The sequence below is a fragment of the Croceifilum oryzae genome (assembly GCF_030814315.1).
GTDB lineage: Bacteria > Bacillota > Bacilli > Thermoactinomycetales > Thermoactinomycetaceae > Baia > Baia oryzae.
On record NZ_JAUSUV010000009.1, the window covers coordinates 44,065 to 61,802 of the forward strand.

Annotated in this window: 10 protein-coding genes and 1 pseudogene; 6 read left to right on the forward strand and 5 right to left on the reverse strand. The window is 44.5% G+C overall.

Features of this window, described 5'->3' with window-relative positions:
• Nucleotides 1–11: 11 nt before the first annotated feature.
• From J2Z48_RS11040 to J2Z48_RS11060, 5 genes and pseudogenes are all read right to left on the reverse strand, one after another.
• Nucleotides 12–7,148, reverse strand: coding sequence for a non-ribosomal peptide synthetase (locus J2Z48_RS11040; RefSeq protein ID WP_307253497.1), 7,137 nt, complete (start codon nucleotides 7,146–7,148; stop codon nucleotides 12–14).
• Between the two features lie 35 nt (nucleotides 7,149–7,183).
• A pseudogene (locus J2Z48_RS11045) lies at nucleotides 7,184–8,063 on the reverse strand (isochorismatase family protein).
• A gap of 15 nt (nucleotides 8,064–8,078) precedes the next feature.
• Nucleotides 8,079–9,704: a (2,3-dihydroxybenzoyl)adenylate synthase gene (locus J2Z48_RS11050; protein WP_307253685.1), complete on the reverse strand. Its 1,626-nt coding sequence runs from the start codon at nucleotides 9,702–9,704 to the stop codon at nucleotides 8,079–8,081.
• 28 nt (nucleotides 9,705–9,732) lie between these two features.
• Complete coding sequence (gene dhbC, locus J2Z48_RS11055; RefSeq protein WP_307253500.1) at nucleotides 9,733–10,923, reverse strand: isochorismate synthase DhbC; 1,191 nt, start codon at nucleotides 10,921–10,923, stop codon at nucleotides 9,733–9,735.
• A gap of 16 nt (nucleotides 10,924–10,939) precedes the next feature.
• On the reverse strand, nucleotides 10,940–11,722 hold the full coding sequence (locus J2Z48_RS11060) for a 2,3-dihydro-2,3-dihydroxybenzoate dehydrogenase (RefSeq protein ID WP_307253503.1): 783 nt from the start codon (nucleotides 11,720–11,722) through the stop codon (nucleotides 10,940–10,942).
• 296 nt (nucleotides 11,723–12,018) lie between these two features.
• Here J2Z48_RS11060 and J2Z48_RS11065 point away from each other — a divergent pair, with 296 nt between their 5' ends.
• The 6 genes from J2Z48_RS11065 (at nucleotide 12,019) to J2Z48_RS11090 (ending at nucleotide 17,733) form a co-directional block, all read left to right on the forward strand.
• A complete protein-coding gene (locus J2Z48_RS11065) occupies nucleotides 12,019–12,957 on the forward strand; it encodes an ABC transporter substrate-binding protein (protein ID WP_370872923.1) in 939 nt (312 codons plus the stop codon).
• A gap of 22 nt (nucleotides 12,958–12,979) precedes the next feature.
• The gene (locus tag J2Z48_RS11070; protein ID WP_307253506.1) at nucleotides 12,980–13,987 is read left to right on the forward strand and encodes a FecCD family ABC transporter permease; all 1,008 of its coding nucleotides are present in this window, start codon (nucleotides 12,980–12,982) and stop codon (nucleotides 13,985–13,987) included.
• Entirely contained in the window at nucleotides 13,977–14,987 is a 1,011-nt protein-coding gene (locus J2Z48_RS11075) for a FecCD family ABC transporter permease (RefSeq protein WP_307253509.1), read from the forward strand. Before J2Z48_RS11070 ends, J2Z48_RS11075 begins: the two co-directional genes overlap by 11 nt.
• Before the next feature lie 18 nt (nucleotides 14,988–15,005).
• Nucleotides 15,006–15,839, forward strand: coding sequence for an ABC transporter ATP-binding protein (locus J2Z48_RS11080; protein ID WP_307253511.1), 834 nt, complete (start codon nucleotides 15,006–15,008; stop codon nucleotides 15,837–15,839).
• Entirely contained in the window at nucleotides 15,836–16,660 is an 825-nt protein-coding gene (locus J2Z48_RS11085) for an alpha/beta hydrolase (RefSeq protein WP_307253514.1), read from the forward strand. Before J2Z48_RS11080 ends, J2Z48_RS11085 begins: the two co-directional genes overlap by 4 nt.
• A gap of 104 nt (nucleotides 16,661–16,764) precedes the next feature.
• Complete coding sequence (locus J2Z48_RS11090) at nucleotides 16,765–17,733, forward strand: asparaginase (protein WP_307253517.1); 969 nt, start codon at nucleotides 16,765–16,767, stop codon at nucleotides 17,731–17,733.
• Nucleotides 17,734–17,738 lie beyond the last annotated feature (5 nt).

A 17,738-nucleotide genomic window follows, 5' to 3' on the forward strand; every position in this document is an offset into this window, starting at 1 on the left:
CTCCCCTCCCATTACGAATAAACTACCTCTGCTAATTCTTTTAATTTCTCTCCCAGAATCTGACCAATTTCCTTCAACGGTTCTGGTTGGCACATATCTTTATGTCGGCATGCAATCTCATGCACTTCGATTTCTCCATCCACATACACTTCCCATGAATCTGCGAACAGAGGCGTAAACCAATCTGGAATCACCGTCGAGCGGAAGAAAAGAAGATTCCCTTTAAAAGGTGCAGGGACATATTTTCGTAAAATGTCTACCGAATTTACATAGGCACTTCGCAAATTTAAGATCGTCTCTTTATCTAGACTTGCTAGCGCACTACCGTCTCTACTAAGAATCTCGATCGCTCCCTCTAAATCTAGCGGTTTGTCGCCTAGACCCTCAGGATCATACCCACCTAGTGCCAATAGGGCAATGAGTGCCTCGTCATCACTTGGTGTATTTTTGATCGGAAGGAAATGGCTTGGGTACGCATCTAGCATGGCCACAAGAGCAACTTCATTCCCTTGTCGCTGGAGTTGGGTAGCCATGGCATGAATCACGTTACCCCCTAACGACCAGCCGAGCAAATAATACGGACCTTCTGGTTGGATCTCTTTCATATGCTCGATATAATCTGCCGCCATCTCTTCAATCGATTTCGGCATTACATCTTTTCGGGCGATCCCCCGAGCCTGTAGCCCGTAGATTGGGTAATCCACACCCAGTGTCGTCATGAGACCCGCGTAGCACCAGCTAAGACCTCCAGCTGGATGAACACAGAACAAAGGCGGGCGAGCCCCATTTTCTCTCAGTGGAAGAAGCACTTCTAATGGATTATGACTACTCCCCATGGTTAAGCTTTCAGCAAGTCCAGCTACCGTCGGTGCTGTAAACAGATGACCGATATTGATTTCGCTACCTAACGATTCACGAATCCGAGTCATCAAGCGAACTGCAAGTAATGAATGTCCCCCAAGCTCAAAAAAGCTATCATCAATCCCCACACGTGGTAGATCTAAGATTTCCATAAAGAGATCGCATAAAATCTCTTCTTGAGGCGTTCTCGGTAACCGCCCGGATGCCTGCATAGAGAAGTCCGGTGCAGGCAACGATTTCTGATCTAATTTGCCATTTGGCGTTAAAGGTAACTGGTCCATTAGCACCATAGCAGATGGAACCATATACTCAGGTAATCGACTCGCCGCATGTGGACGTAATGAGGAAAGCTCATCCTGAGACTGAGAAACTGTAACAACATAGGCAACAAGCCTCTGATTACCAGGCTGATCCTCTCGAACGACGACCGCTACCTGCTTCACATCTGGATGTTCATTTAGAACCGCTTCAATCTCACCTAATTCAATTCGGAAGCCTCGAATCTTAATCTGCTGATCGGCTCGTCCTAGGTAATCTAGCGTTCCATCTTGTCTGAAACAAGCTAAATCGCCTGTACGGTACATCCTTGAACCTGGCTTACCAAATGGATTTGCGATAAATCGTTCAGCTGTTAAACCAGGGCGATTTAAGTATCCTCGCGCCAATCCATCACCAGAAATATAAAGCTCTCCTCTAACTCCGGGTGGGACTGGTTGCAACCATTGATCTAATACATAAACGCCTAAATCCGGTATTCCTTCTCCGATCAAACTACTAGCCGAGATTTCAACACTCGCTTGATCCAATGGGCAATAACTTACATGTACCGTTGTCTCGGTAATCCCGTACATATTAATCAACCGTGGCTTTTGATCCGAATGTCTCGTATACCAATCTCTTAATCTACTAAACTCCAAAGCCTCTCCACCAAATACGATATAGCGCAGGGAAAGCTGACTCCCTATTTCAGAATGCTCCTCATCGGACTGGATCAATTGGTAGAAAGCAGAAGGAGTTTGATTTAATACCGTTACCTTTTCCTCTACCAATAGCTGTAAGAAATCAACCGGAGAGCGACTCGTATCGTAGGAAACAATGACTAGACGACCTCCGTATAGTAGCGCCCCCCACATCTCCCATACAGAGAAGTCAAACGCATAAGAGTGGAATAAGGTCCACGTATCATCCGATTGAAACTGGAACCATGAATCCGTTGATTGAAAGAGACGAATTACATTTTGATGTGGGATAACAACACCCTTCGGAAGCCCACTCGATCCAGAAGTATAAATGATATAGGCCGGATGCTGTGGGTGTAATGGCTGTATCCGATCCGCATCTACCGGATTGGGCAGAGAATCGTCACCTTGATTCGCATCCTCAAGCAACATAAGCGGAATCGAATGATCTTGAGGCAGAGAAGGAGCAGTCTCTGCATTTGTAATCATGCACGAAGGCTTCGCATCACTCAGCATAAACGAAATACGCTCTGCTGGATAAGCCGGATCAAGAGGTACATATCCTGCACCCGTCTTCAGAATCCCCAGTAATGCCACCATCATCTGGGCAGACCTCGGTAGGGCAAGAGCAACAAATTGCTCAGGTCCAACTCCTTGTTCTATCAACGAGTATGCAATCTGATTCGCTTTTGCGTTTAGTTCCTTGTAGCTGACTCTTGTATTCTCATAAACGAGCGCCGTCTTGTTTGGATAAAGAGTAGCTTGTCGTTCAAAAAGGGAGACAATCGTATCCTCTACTTCAAGGCTCTCTTTCACATCCTGAGTTAATTTCACCCGTTCCTCAACGCTCAAGATCTCGAGACGACCAATGGATTGATTTGGATCGTGTGATACACCCTCTAAGAGCCTGAGCAATCTCTCAATCAGAAGCTCAATCGTATTTCGTTCAAATAAGTCGGTACTATACTCTAAGAAACCTTGTAATCCGTTTCCATTTCCTTCTGCATCAAAAGACTCTCGAAACTCCAGAGTAAGGTCAAACTTAGCAGTCCCTGTATTACTGAGATGAAAATGAGCTTCTAACTCAGGTGCACTCCACTTCAGATCAGGTGTGTTTTGCATCGCGATCATAATCTGGAATAATGGGTGTTTGGAACGGGAGCGGGCTGGATTTAGTACTTCCACCAGTTTTTCAAACGGAACATCCTGATGTTCATATGCGCCGATGTTCACTTTCTTCACTCGCTCAATCAGTTCGCGAAAACTTGGCTCACCCGATGTATCCACTCGTAGCACTAACGTGTTCACAAATAGCCCCACGAGATCAACAATCCGATCATCATTCCGACCCGCAATTGGGCTTCCAAGTGGAATATCTGTCCCAGCTCCCAACCGTGTCAATAGAGCAGCGAATCCAGCTTGTAGAATCATAAAGAGGCTGGCTCCATTTTTACGGGCGATATTCGTGAGTCGATGATGAAGCTCAGGATGCACCTCAAAGATAAGGCTTTCTCCTTGATAGCTCGATTCGAATGGACGCGGGTGGTCTGTTTGCAACTCTAACTGATCCGGAAGGTGGGACAGAGCCCCTTTCCAGTATTCGATTTGCTGCGCAATTAAGCCATCTTGATCGCTATCTTGATCCAGCAAATCCTCTTGCCAAATGGCATAATCCGCATACTGAACAGGTAACTCAGCAAAAGAAGGAGATTCTCCTCTGACTCTTTCTCGGTACGCAAACTCCAAGTCTTGGATGAGTGGCGCAAGCGACCAGCCATCTCCTACGATATGATGTAGCAATAGTACCAGAACACTGGAATCTGCTGAGAGCTCAAACAACTCGACACGAATGGCAGGTTCTTTGGATAAATCAAAGCTATACCGTGCTGCCTGATGTTGAAGCTCTGAAAGCTCTTCTACCGTGCAAGGAGTAACATGCAACTTAGGAACAGCCTGCCTCGCTTCTAAAATCAGTTGGCACGTGCTACCTTGTTGATCTGGGAAAATCGTTCGAAGAACTTCATGACGCTTCACTACATCAGCGAGTGCTTCCTCTAACGCTACTTTGTTCACATTTCCCTGTAACTGGATGATAAGAGGAATGTTATAAGTAGGACTCGGTCCCTCTAACTGATGGAGAAACCATAAACGCTTCTGAGAAAACGACAATGGAGCCTCTGCTGTTCTTTCCACTCGCACGATCGGTGGACGAACAGGCTTCCCTTGATCCAATTGTCCAACTAATCCAGCTACAGTAGGCGTTTCGAATAATTTTCCAATACCCAGTTCAATATCAAAAACGGTCCGAATCCGATTCATCAAATTCCCTGCTAGTAGCGAATGCCCTCCTAAGTTGAAAAAGTTATCATCAATGCCCACCCGGGATAATCCCAATACCCCAGCGAACAGATCACATAAGATCTCCTCTTGCGGCGTTCTTGGCTCTCGCTTGGAAGTAATCGATTCAAAATCAGGTGCAGGTAGTCGCTTTCGATCTAACTTGCCGTTCGGAGTAAGAGGTAGTTCTTCTAACGAGACAAAAGAGGATGGAATCATATAAGCAGGCAGACTTTCACCCACAAACTGGCGAAGCTCTGTCCAGTCTAAAGTGTCACCAGCTGGTGGGACAACATAGGCAACCAATCGTTTGTCTCCCGGCCGATCCTCTCTCACGATGACAGCCACTTGCTGAACCAACACATGACTCACAATCACCGCTTCCACTTCACCCAATTCAATCCGATACCCTCTGATTTTGAACTGATGATCCGCTCGACTTACATACTCCATCGTTCCATCTGGACGCCAACGGGCAATATCACCTGTTCGATACATGCGCGAACCCACAGGTCCATATGGATTCGCCACAAATCGTTCCGCCGTAAGGTCCGGACGTCCAAAGTAACCCCGCGCTAAGCCTGTGCCGGCTATATATAAATCTCCCGGAACTCCTATCGGTAGTGGCTTTAAACTAGCATCCAAAATGTATACTTGTGTATTCCACAACGGTCGACCGATTGGAGGGGATAGTAATTGTGACTCAGAAAGGGTACATGATGTTGACCATATCGTGGTTTCCGTCGGTCCGTAGAGATTGGTTACCTCACATCCTAAATCAACCAGCGCAGATGCCAGATGGCTCAGAAGCGCCTCTCCCCCTACCAACACGTTTAACCCTTCAATCGAAACATCCTCATAAGAAGCAATCGTTTGCCAAAGTGTCGGCGTTGCCTGCATATGTGTAATGGCATTCTCTTGAATCATCTTGACCAAAGAAGGTGGTGTTTGAATCTCTTCTTTCTGAGCAATCTGGCAAACCGCTCCACTAATCAAAGGCAGGAAAATTTCCAGAGCTGAGATATCAAATGCGATCGTGGTAACAGCTAGTAGACGATCCTCTTTGCTCATTGAAAACTGATCTTGCATCGCTAATAGAAAGTTTACAAGACTCTCCCGATGTATGACTACCCCTTTGGGTTTGCCCGTAGAGCCTGAGGTATAGATCATATACGCTGGATGCAACGGGGAAATCGTTTCGCTTAGCGCAAACTCGTAAGGGCTACATGTGTCTAACTCTCTATGTAACTGCTTATTATCTAAAAGCAACTTGGCGACATGAGCCGCTTCCGATAGTTGACCTTCTAACTCTCTTGTCGTAATGATGTAAGCAGGATTCGCATCCTCTAACATGTATGAAATACGGCCCAGCGGATACTCCGGATCAATCGGGAGATAGCCGGCTCCGGTCTTTAGAACCGCCAGCATCGTAACCACCATATCCACACCACGAGGCAACATAATCGCAATAAATTGCTCCGGACCCACACCACGCGAAGCAAGCAAATTCGCTAGACGATTACTTCGCTCACTTAATCCCAGATAAGAAAGGGTGATATCTTCACAGATCACAGCAGGTGCTTCTTTACGGGCCCATACTTGTTGTTCGAACAGCTCCACCACACTACTTTCGGTAAGTGGATGCTTCGATTGATTCCAATCCTCTACAACCTTCCTACTCTCTTCCGGTAGCAAGAGATCGAAGGAGCTTAGAGGATCGGAACTCTCTGTTTGGATCATCTGCTTGATTACAGACTGGATCCGGCGAAGATGGAGAATTACTTCCTCCGCTTCGTAGAGATCCGAATTTGCCGCAAGATCCATTCGTAATCCTTGTCCACCTCGTTGTTCATAGAGATGGAGAGAGATATCTTCAACAGGTCCTGTAGCTAGTTTGTGAACTGTGCCACAAGCATCGGCAAAACGAAGTCCATATTCAAATGGCATAATATTAACTTGCGGACCAAACAGACGATTATTTTCACCTAATAATTTACAATCGCGACGTATCTCTTCATGCCGATAACGCTGGTGAGTCCTTGTATCACCCATTGCTTGGCGAATTTGTTTGGTAAGCTCTCGTAATGAAAGCCTCGGATGAAGTTCTAACCAAAGCGGCACGATATTCATTACCATGGCTGGCACCTTTAACGAAGCGGAGCCCATGCGCCCCATCATCGGCAAACTTAAAACGATCTCCTTCGACCCAGTCAAACGGTGCACATAGATGGCCACGGCCGCAATCATGCACTCCTGCCAGCTCGTTTCACATTCTCTAGCCCATTTTTTCAGATGTTCAAAGTCATCAGGATATAAAAAACAAGTAGACAAATCCGTATTTCCTGATAACAAAACAGCACGTTCCGCCAAACTAACAATATCGGATTGACTCTGGTACTTTTCCATCCAGAATAGACGATCATCCTGATATTTTGGTGAGTCCCGGTATGTGATGTCTTCCTCGATAACCCGCTCAAATGAGCCGAAAAAACCTCCTTCATAAGGAGTTCCTTCTACCAAAGCGGTATACGCTTTCGCAACCTGTTTCGACAAGAGGGAGAATCCAAAGCCGTCAATTGCGATGTGGTGAATCTTTTGGTACCAAAATGTACGATGGTCGTCCAGCTTAAACAAGACTTGCTTATAAAGTGGTCCATGAAGCAAGTCGATCGGTTTAGCCAAATCCTCTTTCATCCACTTCATCGCCGAATCATGCGGAACGCTCTCTGTACTCATATCGATGACAAGAACGTCGCACTCCTGATCACTACGAATTTCCTGCCACGGTTCCCCTTCATCTTCATGAAACCGAACATGTAGCGATTCCGCTTCTACCATCGTCTGTTTCACTGCTTGAATTAGTTTATCTAACTCAATACTTCCTTCTATTTCAACATATTCACCTGTGTTATAAATCGGATTCTCTGGATCTAACTTCTGAGCATACCAGATCCCTGATTGTGCTCGAGTAAGGGGTCTACGATTCAACATGTATTTTGCCACCTTTAAACAAGTTGGTGTAAGAATTAAGCGTGTCGTTTAGCAGAAGATATTAGTTCCCACCAATGAGAAAGGGTTGGGTTCTCCGCTAGAGTAATAAAGTCAACTTCCACGCCATCCTGCCTCCAGCTCTCCACCAAACTCATCATCCGGATGGAATCAAGACCCCTATCAAGTAGATTCTCTGTTTCGGAAATCGTTGCTTCTGGCTCATCTAATAAATGAGCTACTTGTTTACAAAGTGTCTCAAACGTCATAGGAATACTGCCCCTTTTTCAATTGCTCGACGATCTGCTCTGTTGTGGTAGTGTAAGCACAACGGGAAGCTGCATAATTCATCGCCATTTGATGATCTTGAAGAGAGAAATCAGCCACCGCATCTGCCACGAAAAAGGACTGAACGTCTTTCATAAACGCGTCACAAGCAGTAAGGAGGCATCCGATATGAGCATACACTCCGCAAATGATGAGCTGGTCACGTCCCTGCTCCTGCATATACTCTAATAGGTCCGTTCTCTGGAATGCACTGTATCGCCATTTGGTCAATACTCGGTCATTCTCTTCAGGTGAGAGTTCATCCACAATCTGTGTCTGCAAAGGATCCTCTGCCATACCAGGTCCCCAAAAATCAATGAGTAACGCACGGTCTTCTGGGCTTTGGTCCCCTGGTTGAGCTGAATAGACAACGGGAATTCCAAGTTCCTTACATGCTTCTTTGAGAAATCCGATGTGCTTCATCAATTCTACGATAGGTGATTGATCCACTTGGTACGGCCGCATAAAGTACTTTTGCATGTCGTGAATCAGCAATACAGAACGTTTTGGATCAGCCTCCCAAGCTACTTTATTTTTAGGCAAATCGGTCATGGTTGGCATCGCATAGGGTGTAATCAATGGAATCCCCATGGTTTCACTTCCTTTTTAAACTTTTTTAAGTGTCATCTTCTCCACAATCATCTGACGCAACATTTTTTTACTCACTTTTCCGAGTGGTGTCTTTGGAAATTGATCTATATACTCGATCCGATCCGGAATTTTATATGCCGCGAGTCCTCGATCTTGCAGGAAGCGTCTAATCTCAGAGGGAGCAGGACGATTCTCTCTTACGATCATAAACGCACACGATCTCTCTCCGAGGAATGAGTCTGGCATCGACACGATGGATACATCTAAGAGGTCTGGATGAGCCAATAAATGATTCTCTACTTCCTCAGCGGCGATCTTTTCTCCACCGCGATTAATTTGATCTTTGTTTCTTCCCTCCACGATGATGTAGCCTTCCTTGCTTAATCGCACAATGTCCCCCGTCCGGTAAAAGCCGTCAGCGGTAAACGAACGAGCATTATGTTCCTCCGCTTTGTAATAACCTCGGATCGTATACGGACCACGAGTTAACAGCTCACCTGCTTCTCCTTGTGGCACTTCCTGATCTTCTTCATCGACAATTCGAAGCTCATCAAAAGATGACATCGGTCTACCTTGTGTTTCATGAATCAAATGATCTGGATCATCAAGTCTCGTATAATTAACCAAGCCCTCAGCCATTCCAAACACCTGTTGGAGCGTACATCCGAACGCAGGCTTTACTCGCTTCGCCATCTCCGTACTAAATTTCGCTCCCCCAACTTGCATCACTTTCAAACTGGAAAAATCAAACGTACGCGTTTTAACCCCTTCAAGCCAGATAAGTGCAATCGGTGGAACCATCGCGGTAATCGTTACTTGTTCTTTTTCGATGAGCGGAAAAGCCTCATCTGGACTCGAACCAGAAGATAGGACAACTCTTCCTCCTGCATACAAAGTACCGAGCACTCCAGGCGAACTAAGTGGAAAGTTATGTGCAACCGGCAACACCGCCAGATAGACACTATCTACATTCATCTGACATACTTCATTACTCATACGAAGGCTATAGATATAATCATTATGAGTTCGCGGGATAAACTTAGGCAGCCCTGTGCTTCCTCCCGATAATTGGAAAAGAGCCACATCTTCACCACTTATCTGTACCTCTACCATTGGAGACGGGTCATACAAATCAGCTAGAGAGGTGAATCCACTCCCATTCCCTTCTCCCGTCACGAATACATGTTTCAAAGAAGCGGCTTCTTCCTGCACTTTTGTAGCCAAAGAAGCATAGTCAAATCCCGCACCGCTTCCTGGGATGATGTAAGCGACTGCTTCTGTAAATCCGCAAAAATAGGAAATCTCACTATATCGATGAGTCGGAAGAGCTAATACTGGAACCGCTCCCAATCGAAACAATGCAAAACAAACTTCAAAAAACTCAATCGTATTCGGAAGTTGAACAACTACCCGATTTCCTTTTTGAATCCCCATCTGTTGCAATCCTGATGCCAATTGATCCGCTCTATGATCTAGCTCCAGATAGCTAATTTCATGATCCCCTGCCGTAACAGCTATGCGTTTCCCGTACAAGTTAGCACGCTCCCGCAACATCTCGCCAAACGTTTCTCCCCGCCAACACTGGGAATCTTTGTACTTTTTCACAAAATCACTCGGCCAAGTTGAACAACCTGATAACATCATGCCCCTCCGCTCATTCCATTCTGAATTATAAGGCTTTTGTCCCGATCCCCATCGCATAAAGCATCGTTCGTAGCTTAGCTGATGTTTCCGCTAATTCATCCTCCGGCTTAGAACCTGCTACCACTCCCGCTCCTGCATATAAGGACATCGATGATCCTTCTAATTCAGCACAGCGAATCGCAACAGCCCACTCTCCGTCTCCACTCTCATCACACCATCCAACCATACCGGTAAAATACCCTCGATCAAACGGCTCGATTTCTTGAATCGCTTGAAAAGCTCGTTCTGTCGGATAACCACAAACAGCCGGTGTTGGATGCAAGGCAAGAGCTAGATCCAAGGAAGAGATCGAATCATCTAGTACCTCTCCTTTTACAACCGTTGAAAGGTGCCACATGGTTTCTGTTTGGATGAGTGTTGGCATACTCGGAACTTCTAGATTCCGACACAAAGGTTGCAGAGCTTTCTTCACAGCTTCCACTACAATTCGATGCTCATGAAGATCTTTATCGGATTGAAGTAATTCCTTCGCCCGTCTCTCATCTTCTACTGGATCTTCACTTCGAGGTCTAGAGCCTGCAAGTGGATTCGCAATCACCGTATGATGTAATTTAGAGACTAGTAGTTCAGGACTTGCTCCCATAAAGGTTCTCTGTTTTCCTTCCACTGTCTCTTCATTTCCTAGATTAACAGCAAAGGTAAATCCTTGTGGATTATACTGAGCTAGATTTTGCAGAATCCCTTTTGGATCAATAGGCTCTGTTGAATGAACTTTTACAGATCTAGACAAGACAACCTTATCAAAATCCCCTGCGGCAATCCCAGCAAGCCCTTTATTCACACCTTCTCGATACACTTCTGGCGCTGGAACTGGCTCAATTTCATATTGCATCAATGCTGAGAACTTCTCATTTGATTCCTTTTCATATTGATGCGGCTCTGAAAATACACATTTTTCCGGAATTACCAGTTGTAACTCATTTTGACGATCAAACGGAATCGCTCCTACTATCACCGGATGCTCATGTCCTTGCTCTCGTGCTTCTGACAACGCCTGCTTAACCAAGTGAGCCACTTCACCACTACCCACTACTCGCTCGAAGACGCCTGTTCCGTGTACAACGTTACTTGGGGAAGCAAAATAAAAATCCCCTGCGGCATAATCATCGAGCAACGGTTTCTCTTGCACTTCCTCCTGAACCATACGATTCGCCATTCTATCTCCTCCTCAGCTAAACACCTAAAGTAGCTCCACCATCAATGCAGATATTTTGCATCGTAATATGGGATGATCGATCCGAAACCAAGAACAATACCGTTTCCGCTATATCAATCGGTCTTGCTATCTTCCCCAGCGGAATTCCAAGTCGGTAGTCTTCGCTCACTCCGTTAATGCATCGTTCTTCGCTACGTTCATCATCTTCCCACAGCATCTTAAGCATGTCCGTCTCTGTCGATCCTGGAGATACGATATTGCAACGGATGTTATATTGCGCTAGTTCAAGACCTAGACATTTTGTAAACATCACCGCGGCTGCTTTAGAAGATGCATAGGCAGAAAACGACATTCTCGGTGTACTTGCCGCATTCGATCCGACTGTTACAATCGAGCCTTTTCTTCGCGGAACCATGCGCCGACTTACACTACGTGACAGATAAAAGACACCTGTCGAGTTAACAGCGAAGGTTTGCTCCCAGTCATCGTCTGTTAGAACGTTAACAGCCCCCATTCGCAATACTCCTGCTACATTCACTAATACTTCAATCGGACCTAATTCCGCTTCAATCTGATCAACCACACTCTCAACTTCTGTCCGGTTTCGAATATCCACTTGAAAGACAGCTGCATCCGTTCCAGCCTCTTTCAGCTCTGTCTCTAACTGATAGAGCCCTTGTTCATCACGATCAAAAGCCGCTACCAACAGTCCACTCTTAGCCAGCTCCAGAGCAACTGTCCTTCCGATTCCTCCAGCAGCACCTGTTACGATCGCTACCCGACGATTTATCTTCTCCATCCAACTTCATTCCTTTCGAAGCAAAACGTATCTATATTTAACAAGCGAAAATGATTCTCAATGTCATTGTTGCAAATAAATGATAACCATTATCAATTCAATAGTCAATAAATTTTAAGTTAGTTGTAACATTATTTTTTTATATATAAAAAGATGAATTTTGTAATAGGATTGTTATATACGTTATCTTTTTGTGTTTTTTGTATTGACTCAAGTTTGAATCAAAGCTATATTGATGATGATAATGATTATCAATGTTATTGTAACCTATTTGTTTACATAAAGGAGAAACTATAGTGAAAAAGAATTTCGTCAGATTTAATCTAGTAGCTGTTTTTACGTTGTTATTCGTACTCGTTGCTTGTAGCAACAAAACCGAAACCGTTTCCAGTGAAAGTGGTAAAACACAAACCCTTTCTTATCTCAATAAAGAGTATAAAGTCCCTGCTCAAGTAAAAAACATCGTAACTGCTAGTCTAGAATCGATGGAAGATGCCGCTGTACTAGGTGTAAAACCAGTAGGCTCGATTACAGTAGGAGGAAAACTTCCTAGTTATCTTGCTAAAGAATTAGACGGTGCTAAATCAATCGGCGAAAAACAACAACCGAATTATGAAGCTCTCCTCACATTAAAGCCGGATGTCATTATGGGAACATCAAAGTTTCAACCTGATGTAGTAGAAAAATTAAACAAAATCGCTCCTATGCTCCCTGTCTCCCATATTTCTACAAACTGGGAAGCGAACCTTAAATTAATGGGAGAACTAACGAAAAACAAGGAAAAAGCAGATCAGGTTATCAGCAAATATAAAGAGGATGCCGCTAAACTAAAGGAATCCCTTCAACCTATGAAAGATAAGAAAGCCGTTATTATTCGAATTCGCGGCGGAAACATCAATCTTTATCCGAGCAATATTTACTTCAATCCTGTTTTATATAACGATCTAGGGCTAACCGTTCCAAAAGAACTTCAATCCCTTAAAGCACAAGAAGTCGTTTCCTTAGAAAAATTTGCTGAAATCAATCCAGACTATATTTTTGTTCAATTTGCGGAAAGTGAAAATGCGGACAAGAAACAAGCATTAGAAGAACTGCAAAAGAATCCAATCTGGAACACCATCCAAGCCGTCAAAAATAAAAAAGTCTATGTAAACACTGTAGATCCAATGGCCCAAGGCGGAACCGCGTGGAGCAAAATTGCATTCTTAAAAGCAGCAGAACAAATGAAAAAGTAAGTAAGTTAGGTGTGTCACTGATATGGTAAATAAAAATCGAGTACCTAAAATGATCATTTTGACTGCTCCATTGTTGATTGTTCTAGTCATTTTTCTATCCATTCTCTACGGAGCAAAATCGTTTGATCCCATGACCGTTTGGAACGCAATCTTTCACTATCATGCAGACAACCAGGATCATGCGATTATTCAAAGTTCGCGAGTCCCTAGAGCACTAGGCGCATTACTCGTAGGTGCATATCTAGCCATATCGGGTGCACTCATGCAGGGGATGACAAGAAATTATCTTGCATCCCCTTCTATTATGGGTGTTACGGATGGATCCGTTTTTGTCATTACCTTATGTATGGTTTTTATCCCAAGCCTTTCTTCTTATCAGATGATATTTGCCTCTATGATCGGGTCCGCACTCGGTGCCATCATCGTATTTGGCTTTGGTTCGCTCATTCGAAATGGGCTTTCTCCGATTCGACTAGCCATCATCGGTACCGTAATTGGAACCTTTTTAAGCAGTCTTTCCGCTGCGATTGCCTCTTACTTTCAAGTATCACAAAACGTTAGCTTCTGGTACAATGCCAGGTTGCATCAAATTGATCCGAGTATGCTGAAACTAGCAATTCCTTTTGGTGTAATCGGCATTATCCTTGCTTTATATGTATCCAAATCCATTACCATTCTCTCACTGGGCGAAGATATCTCCATTACCCTTGGACAACGTACCAAATACATAAAAATAATATCCATGTTAGCTGTTATCTTCCTAACCGGAACGGCAGTTGCTTTAGTTGGAAAAATCGGATTCGTTGGACTTATCATCCCACATATGACTCGGTTTCTAGTAGGGATCGACTATAAATGGGTCATTCCCTGCGCAGGAATCGTGGGCGGGCTATTCCTCGCTATATGCGATATCCTAAGCCGCTTTATTAATTATCCGTTTGAAACTCCGATTGGTGTTTTAACTGCCATTATCGGTGTCCCTTTCTTCCTCTATCTCATTCGCTCTAAGGGGGGAAAGAATGTTGTCTAAACCAACGGGCTTTCGTTATATAAAGAGTTTATTGATCCTTATCGCCCTGCTTATCACATTATTTTATATCAGTTTAACCAATGGAACCTTTGACCTCACCGTAAGCGATGTCTTACATGCTTTCCTACGAATCAATCCCGTTCCAACGCATGATTTTGTCTTATTCGACCTCCGACTCCCTCGAATTGTCGTTGCCAGTTTAGTAGGGCTTGGACTCGGAATCGCTGGAGCTGTCATCCAAGGGGTCACAAAAAATGGATTAGCCGATCCTGGAATTTTAGGGATTAATGCAGGTGCAGGTGCAGCGATCGTCCTATTCTTATTCTTTTTTCATGAGCAGATTGGTTCGTTTTCGGTTCTCATGCAACCTTTGTTTGGATTAATTGGTGGGCTAGGGGCCGCAGTTATCATTTATCTGTTGGCTTGGAAGAATGGTCGGATCGATACACAACGGCTGATTCTAACCGGGATTGCCATCAGCTCTGGCTTTGGCGCGCTCGCTATGTATCTATCACTGAAAATGAAGTCAACCGACTTTGAAATGGCAACCCTCTGGAGTATGGGGAGTGTGTACAATGCGAACTGGCAATCCATTTTCGCCATGCTACCATGGTTCATCCTCCTCATCCCAATTTATCGAAAATCTTACTTGCTTGACTTGTTTCAACTAGAGGAATCTAGCTTGAAAAGCTTAGGTGTCTCGTTAGAAAAAGAGAAAGCGATCCTGCTATTAAGTAGTATTGGGCTGGTAAGTGCCTGTGTCTCTGTATCAGGTGGAATTGGTTTTATCGGGCTGATGGCTCCTCATATCGCCAAGCAACTCGTTGGGCTGAGGCATCGCTACATCATCCCCATCTGTGGCTTAATCGGCATGACGCTTGTCGTCGGATCCGACTTTATCGCCAAGAATCTATTCCCAGCAGAAATATCAGTAGGGATCGTCATCTCCATCATCGGTGTACCTTATTTTCTTTATTTACTATTAACGGCTAGAAGTTAGATTTTAGGAGAGATCGCTATGAGTATCCTACGTGTAGAAAATGCGGAAGCAAGATATGAGGGAAATGTAATCTTTGAAAATCTGTGTCTAGATGTGATCAAAGGCAAAATTACCACCATTATCGGCCCCAATGGCTGTGGGAAATCCACATTACTCAAAACCATGGGTCGCATTCTCAAACCGAAGTTCGGAAAAGTCTACTTGCAGGACCAAGATATCAATACCCTTCCTACACAGGAAATCGCCAAACGTCTTACCTTGCTTCCTCAAAATCCTATAGCTCCTGGAGAACTAGGAGTGGAAGAGCTGATTTCATATGGTAGATATCCGCATCGTAAAAATATCAGCAATCTAACCACTGAGGACAAAGAAAAGATTGAATGGGCTCTCGAAATTACTCACACCCTCCCCTACCGCGATCGTCCACTCGGTAGCTTGTCAGGAGGGCAACGGCAAAAAGTCTGGTTAGCCATGGCACTCGCGCAAGATACGACGGTCCTACTACTCGATGAACCGACTACTTATCTAGATTTAGCCCATCAATTAGATGTCTTACAAATCGTCGAAAACCTAAACCACCATCATCAATGCACCGTTGTCATGGTACTGCATGATATTAACCATGCCGCGCGGTTTTCGCATGAAATCGTGGGGATGCGGGACGGAAAGATCATGGCAACAGGGAGTCCTCATGAACTGATTACAGCGGATACCTTAAAGCAAATCTTTCATATCGACGCCCGAATCATGGTCGATCCGTCTAATGGTTCACCTGTTTGCTTTGGATATGAAAGTGCATTAGCAGAAGAAGAGTTCGTATTACATAAAGAAAAGGAGAATGTTGCCACATGAGCAGGAGCATCAGTAAAATCGAATCATCTTCTCCTCATATAGATCGCTGGGTTGTACACAGCAATGAATTCAATCTACCCTATCATCTCGATATTTCAGTACCGTCCCAACCGGCGCCTCAGACGGGATACCCCATAATTTATGTGCTAGATGGAAATGCCTTTTTCCAGACCATACATGAACAAGTCCGCTTACAATCAAAGAGGTCCGACAAAACAGGGGTTCATCCTTCTGTTGTCGTCAGCATCGGTTATCCGGGTGACAAAGACTTTAACCTTCCACGTCGCTTTTATGATTTTACAGTACCATCCGCATCCGAAATTCCTCCCAAGCCAAATGGAGAAAAATGGCCCGAATCAGGTGGCGCCCATCAATTTTTACACTTTATCGAATCCGAACTAAAGCCGCTTATTCTAGAAAAATACCAAGTGGATGAAACCAGGCAGACCCTTCTCGGCCATTCTCTAGGAGGTTTGTTTGTACTCGAAGTACTCTTTACCAAACCTCAAGCTTTCCAAGGATATATCGCCAGTAGCCCTTCCATCTGGTGGAACCAATGTGATGTGTTAACTAGAGAAGCTGATTTCGCTTCCCTCATCTCATCCCTTTCTTCTAAAATCCGGCTATTTCTTACGGTCGGCTCCCTAGAGCTGGATCACATGGTCAAAGATGCTACTGCTCTATCTGAACGCCTCCAATCTCTGACTAACCACTCATTTCAGATGAACTTTCACAACGCAGAATTTGAAAATCATCTATCTGTCGTCGCAACAACACTCAGCCGCGCTCTGCGCTTTGTCGGAAATAGAGAGACATCCTAAAATCAAAGAGATCGGTATGCATAGTTGCATACCGATCTCTTTGATTTCATACACCTTTATCGTATAATACTAAGGTTAGTCATCTCGGAAAGGCAGGCACTTTGATGAAAACAATTCAAATCATTACAACGGGTGGCACGATTGGGATGGCTGTAGATCCTGAATCAAAAGGAGCAAAGCCTACTAGTTTCTCATTTATCACAGATAACATTTCCCTATTTTCACCCTATGCCCACATACAAGTGGATTCCTATCTTAATATTCCAAGCCCCCACATGACACTCGATCATATGGTAAATCTCGCTCAAAAAGTGACCTATTATCTAGAGCAACCCGAAATTGATGGAGTCGTCATCACCCACGGGACTGATACCATGGAGGAAACGGCCTATTATCTACAACATGTCTTGCCAAAAGGAAAGCCGGTTATCATCACAGGTTCGATGTCCAATCAAAGCGAGGCTAGTTTTGATGGATTGCAAAATCTCGTTCATTCTGTACATATTGCAACATTGCCCGAGTCTGAGCCCCACGGAGTCTTAGTTGTGTTTCAAAATGAAGTACACAGCCCGATCTATATGACAAAAACATACCCAGACCGTCTTCCTTTCTTTGAATCCTTAGTAGTCGGTCCCATGGCAAAACGTTTGAAAGCAGACGAATTCGAGTGGATTGTCCCGGCACTCGACCATCCACAATTCCCGATCCAATACTTAACCAAAGATGTCGTGCTCTTCACTGCTTACGCAGGCATGGATCGTTCTTATACCGATTGGGCAATTGCTAGTAAAAAAGATGGCATCGTCATTCAAGCATTAGGCTTCGGACATCTACCACCCGCTGTTATCCCTTCCATCGTGGAAGCGATTCAATTCGGGATCCCCGTCGTCATCACTTCCCGATGTGCCTATAGTGCGACAGGTACCACGTATGCTTATGAAGGAGGAGGGAAACATTTAGAAGAACTTGGTTGCATTCTTGCCCAAGGAAATGGTCAGAAAATAAGAATCTTCCTAAGCATGATCTTAGAACAAACCACCAACTTAGCCAAAATCAAATCCTATTTTAGTTAGAAATC

What these genes read in the sequence shown, in the direction of transcription:
- dhbC (WP_307253500.1), bottom strand. Translation starts at nt 10,923, where the DNA reads ATGGCGAATCGTATGGTTCAGGAGGAAGTGCAAGAGAAACCGTTGCTC.
- J2Z48_RS11050 (WP_307253685.1), bottom strand. Translation starts at nt 9,704, where the DNA reads ATGTTATCAGGTTGTTCAACTTGGCCGAGTGATTTTGTGAAAAAGTAC.
- J2Z48_RS11080 (WP_307253511.1), top strand. Translation starts at nt 15,006, where the DNA reads ATGAGTATCCTACGTGTAGAAAATGCGGAAGCAAGATATGAGGGAAAT.
- J2Z48_RS11090 (WP_307253517.1), top strand. Translation starts at nt 16,765, where the DNA reads ATGAAAACAATTCAAATCATTACAACGGGTGGCACGATTGGGATGGCT.
- J2Z48_RS11060 (WP_307253503.1), bottom strand. Translation starts at nt 11,722, where the DNA reads ATGGAGAAGATAAATCGTCGGGTAGCGATCGTAACAGGTGCTGCTGGA.
- J2Z48_RS11070 (WP_307253506.1), top strand. Translation starts at nt 12,980, where the DNA reads ATGGTAAATAAAAATCGAGTACCTAAAATGATCATTTTGACTGCTCCA.
- J2Z48_RS11085 (WP_307253514.1), top strand. Translation starts at nt 15,836, where the DNA reads ATGAGCAGGAGCATCAGTAAAATCGAATCATCTTCTCCTCATATAGAT.
- J2Z48_RS11075 (WP_307253509.1), top strand. Translation starts at nt 13,977, where the DNA reads ATGTTGTCTAAACCAACGGGCTTTCGTTATATAAAGAGTTTATTGATC.
- J2Z48_RS11040 (WP_307253497.1), bottom strand. Translation starts at nt 7,148, where the DNA reads ATGTTGAATCGTAGACCCCTTACTCGAGCACAATCAGGGATCTGGTAT.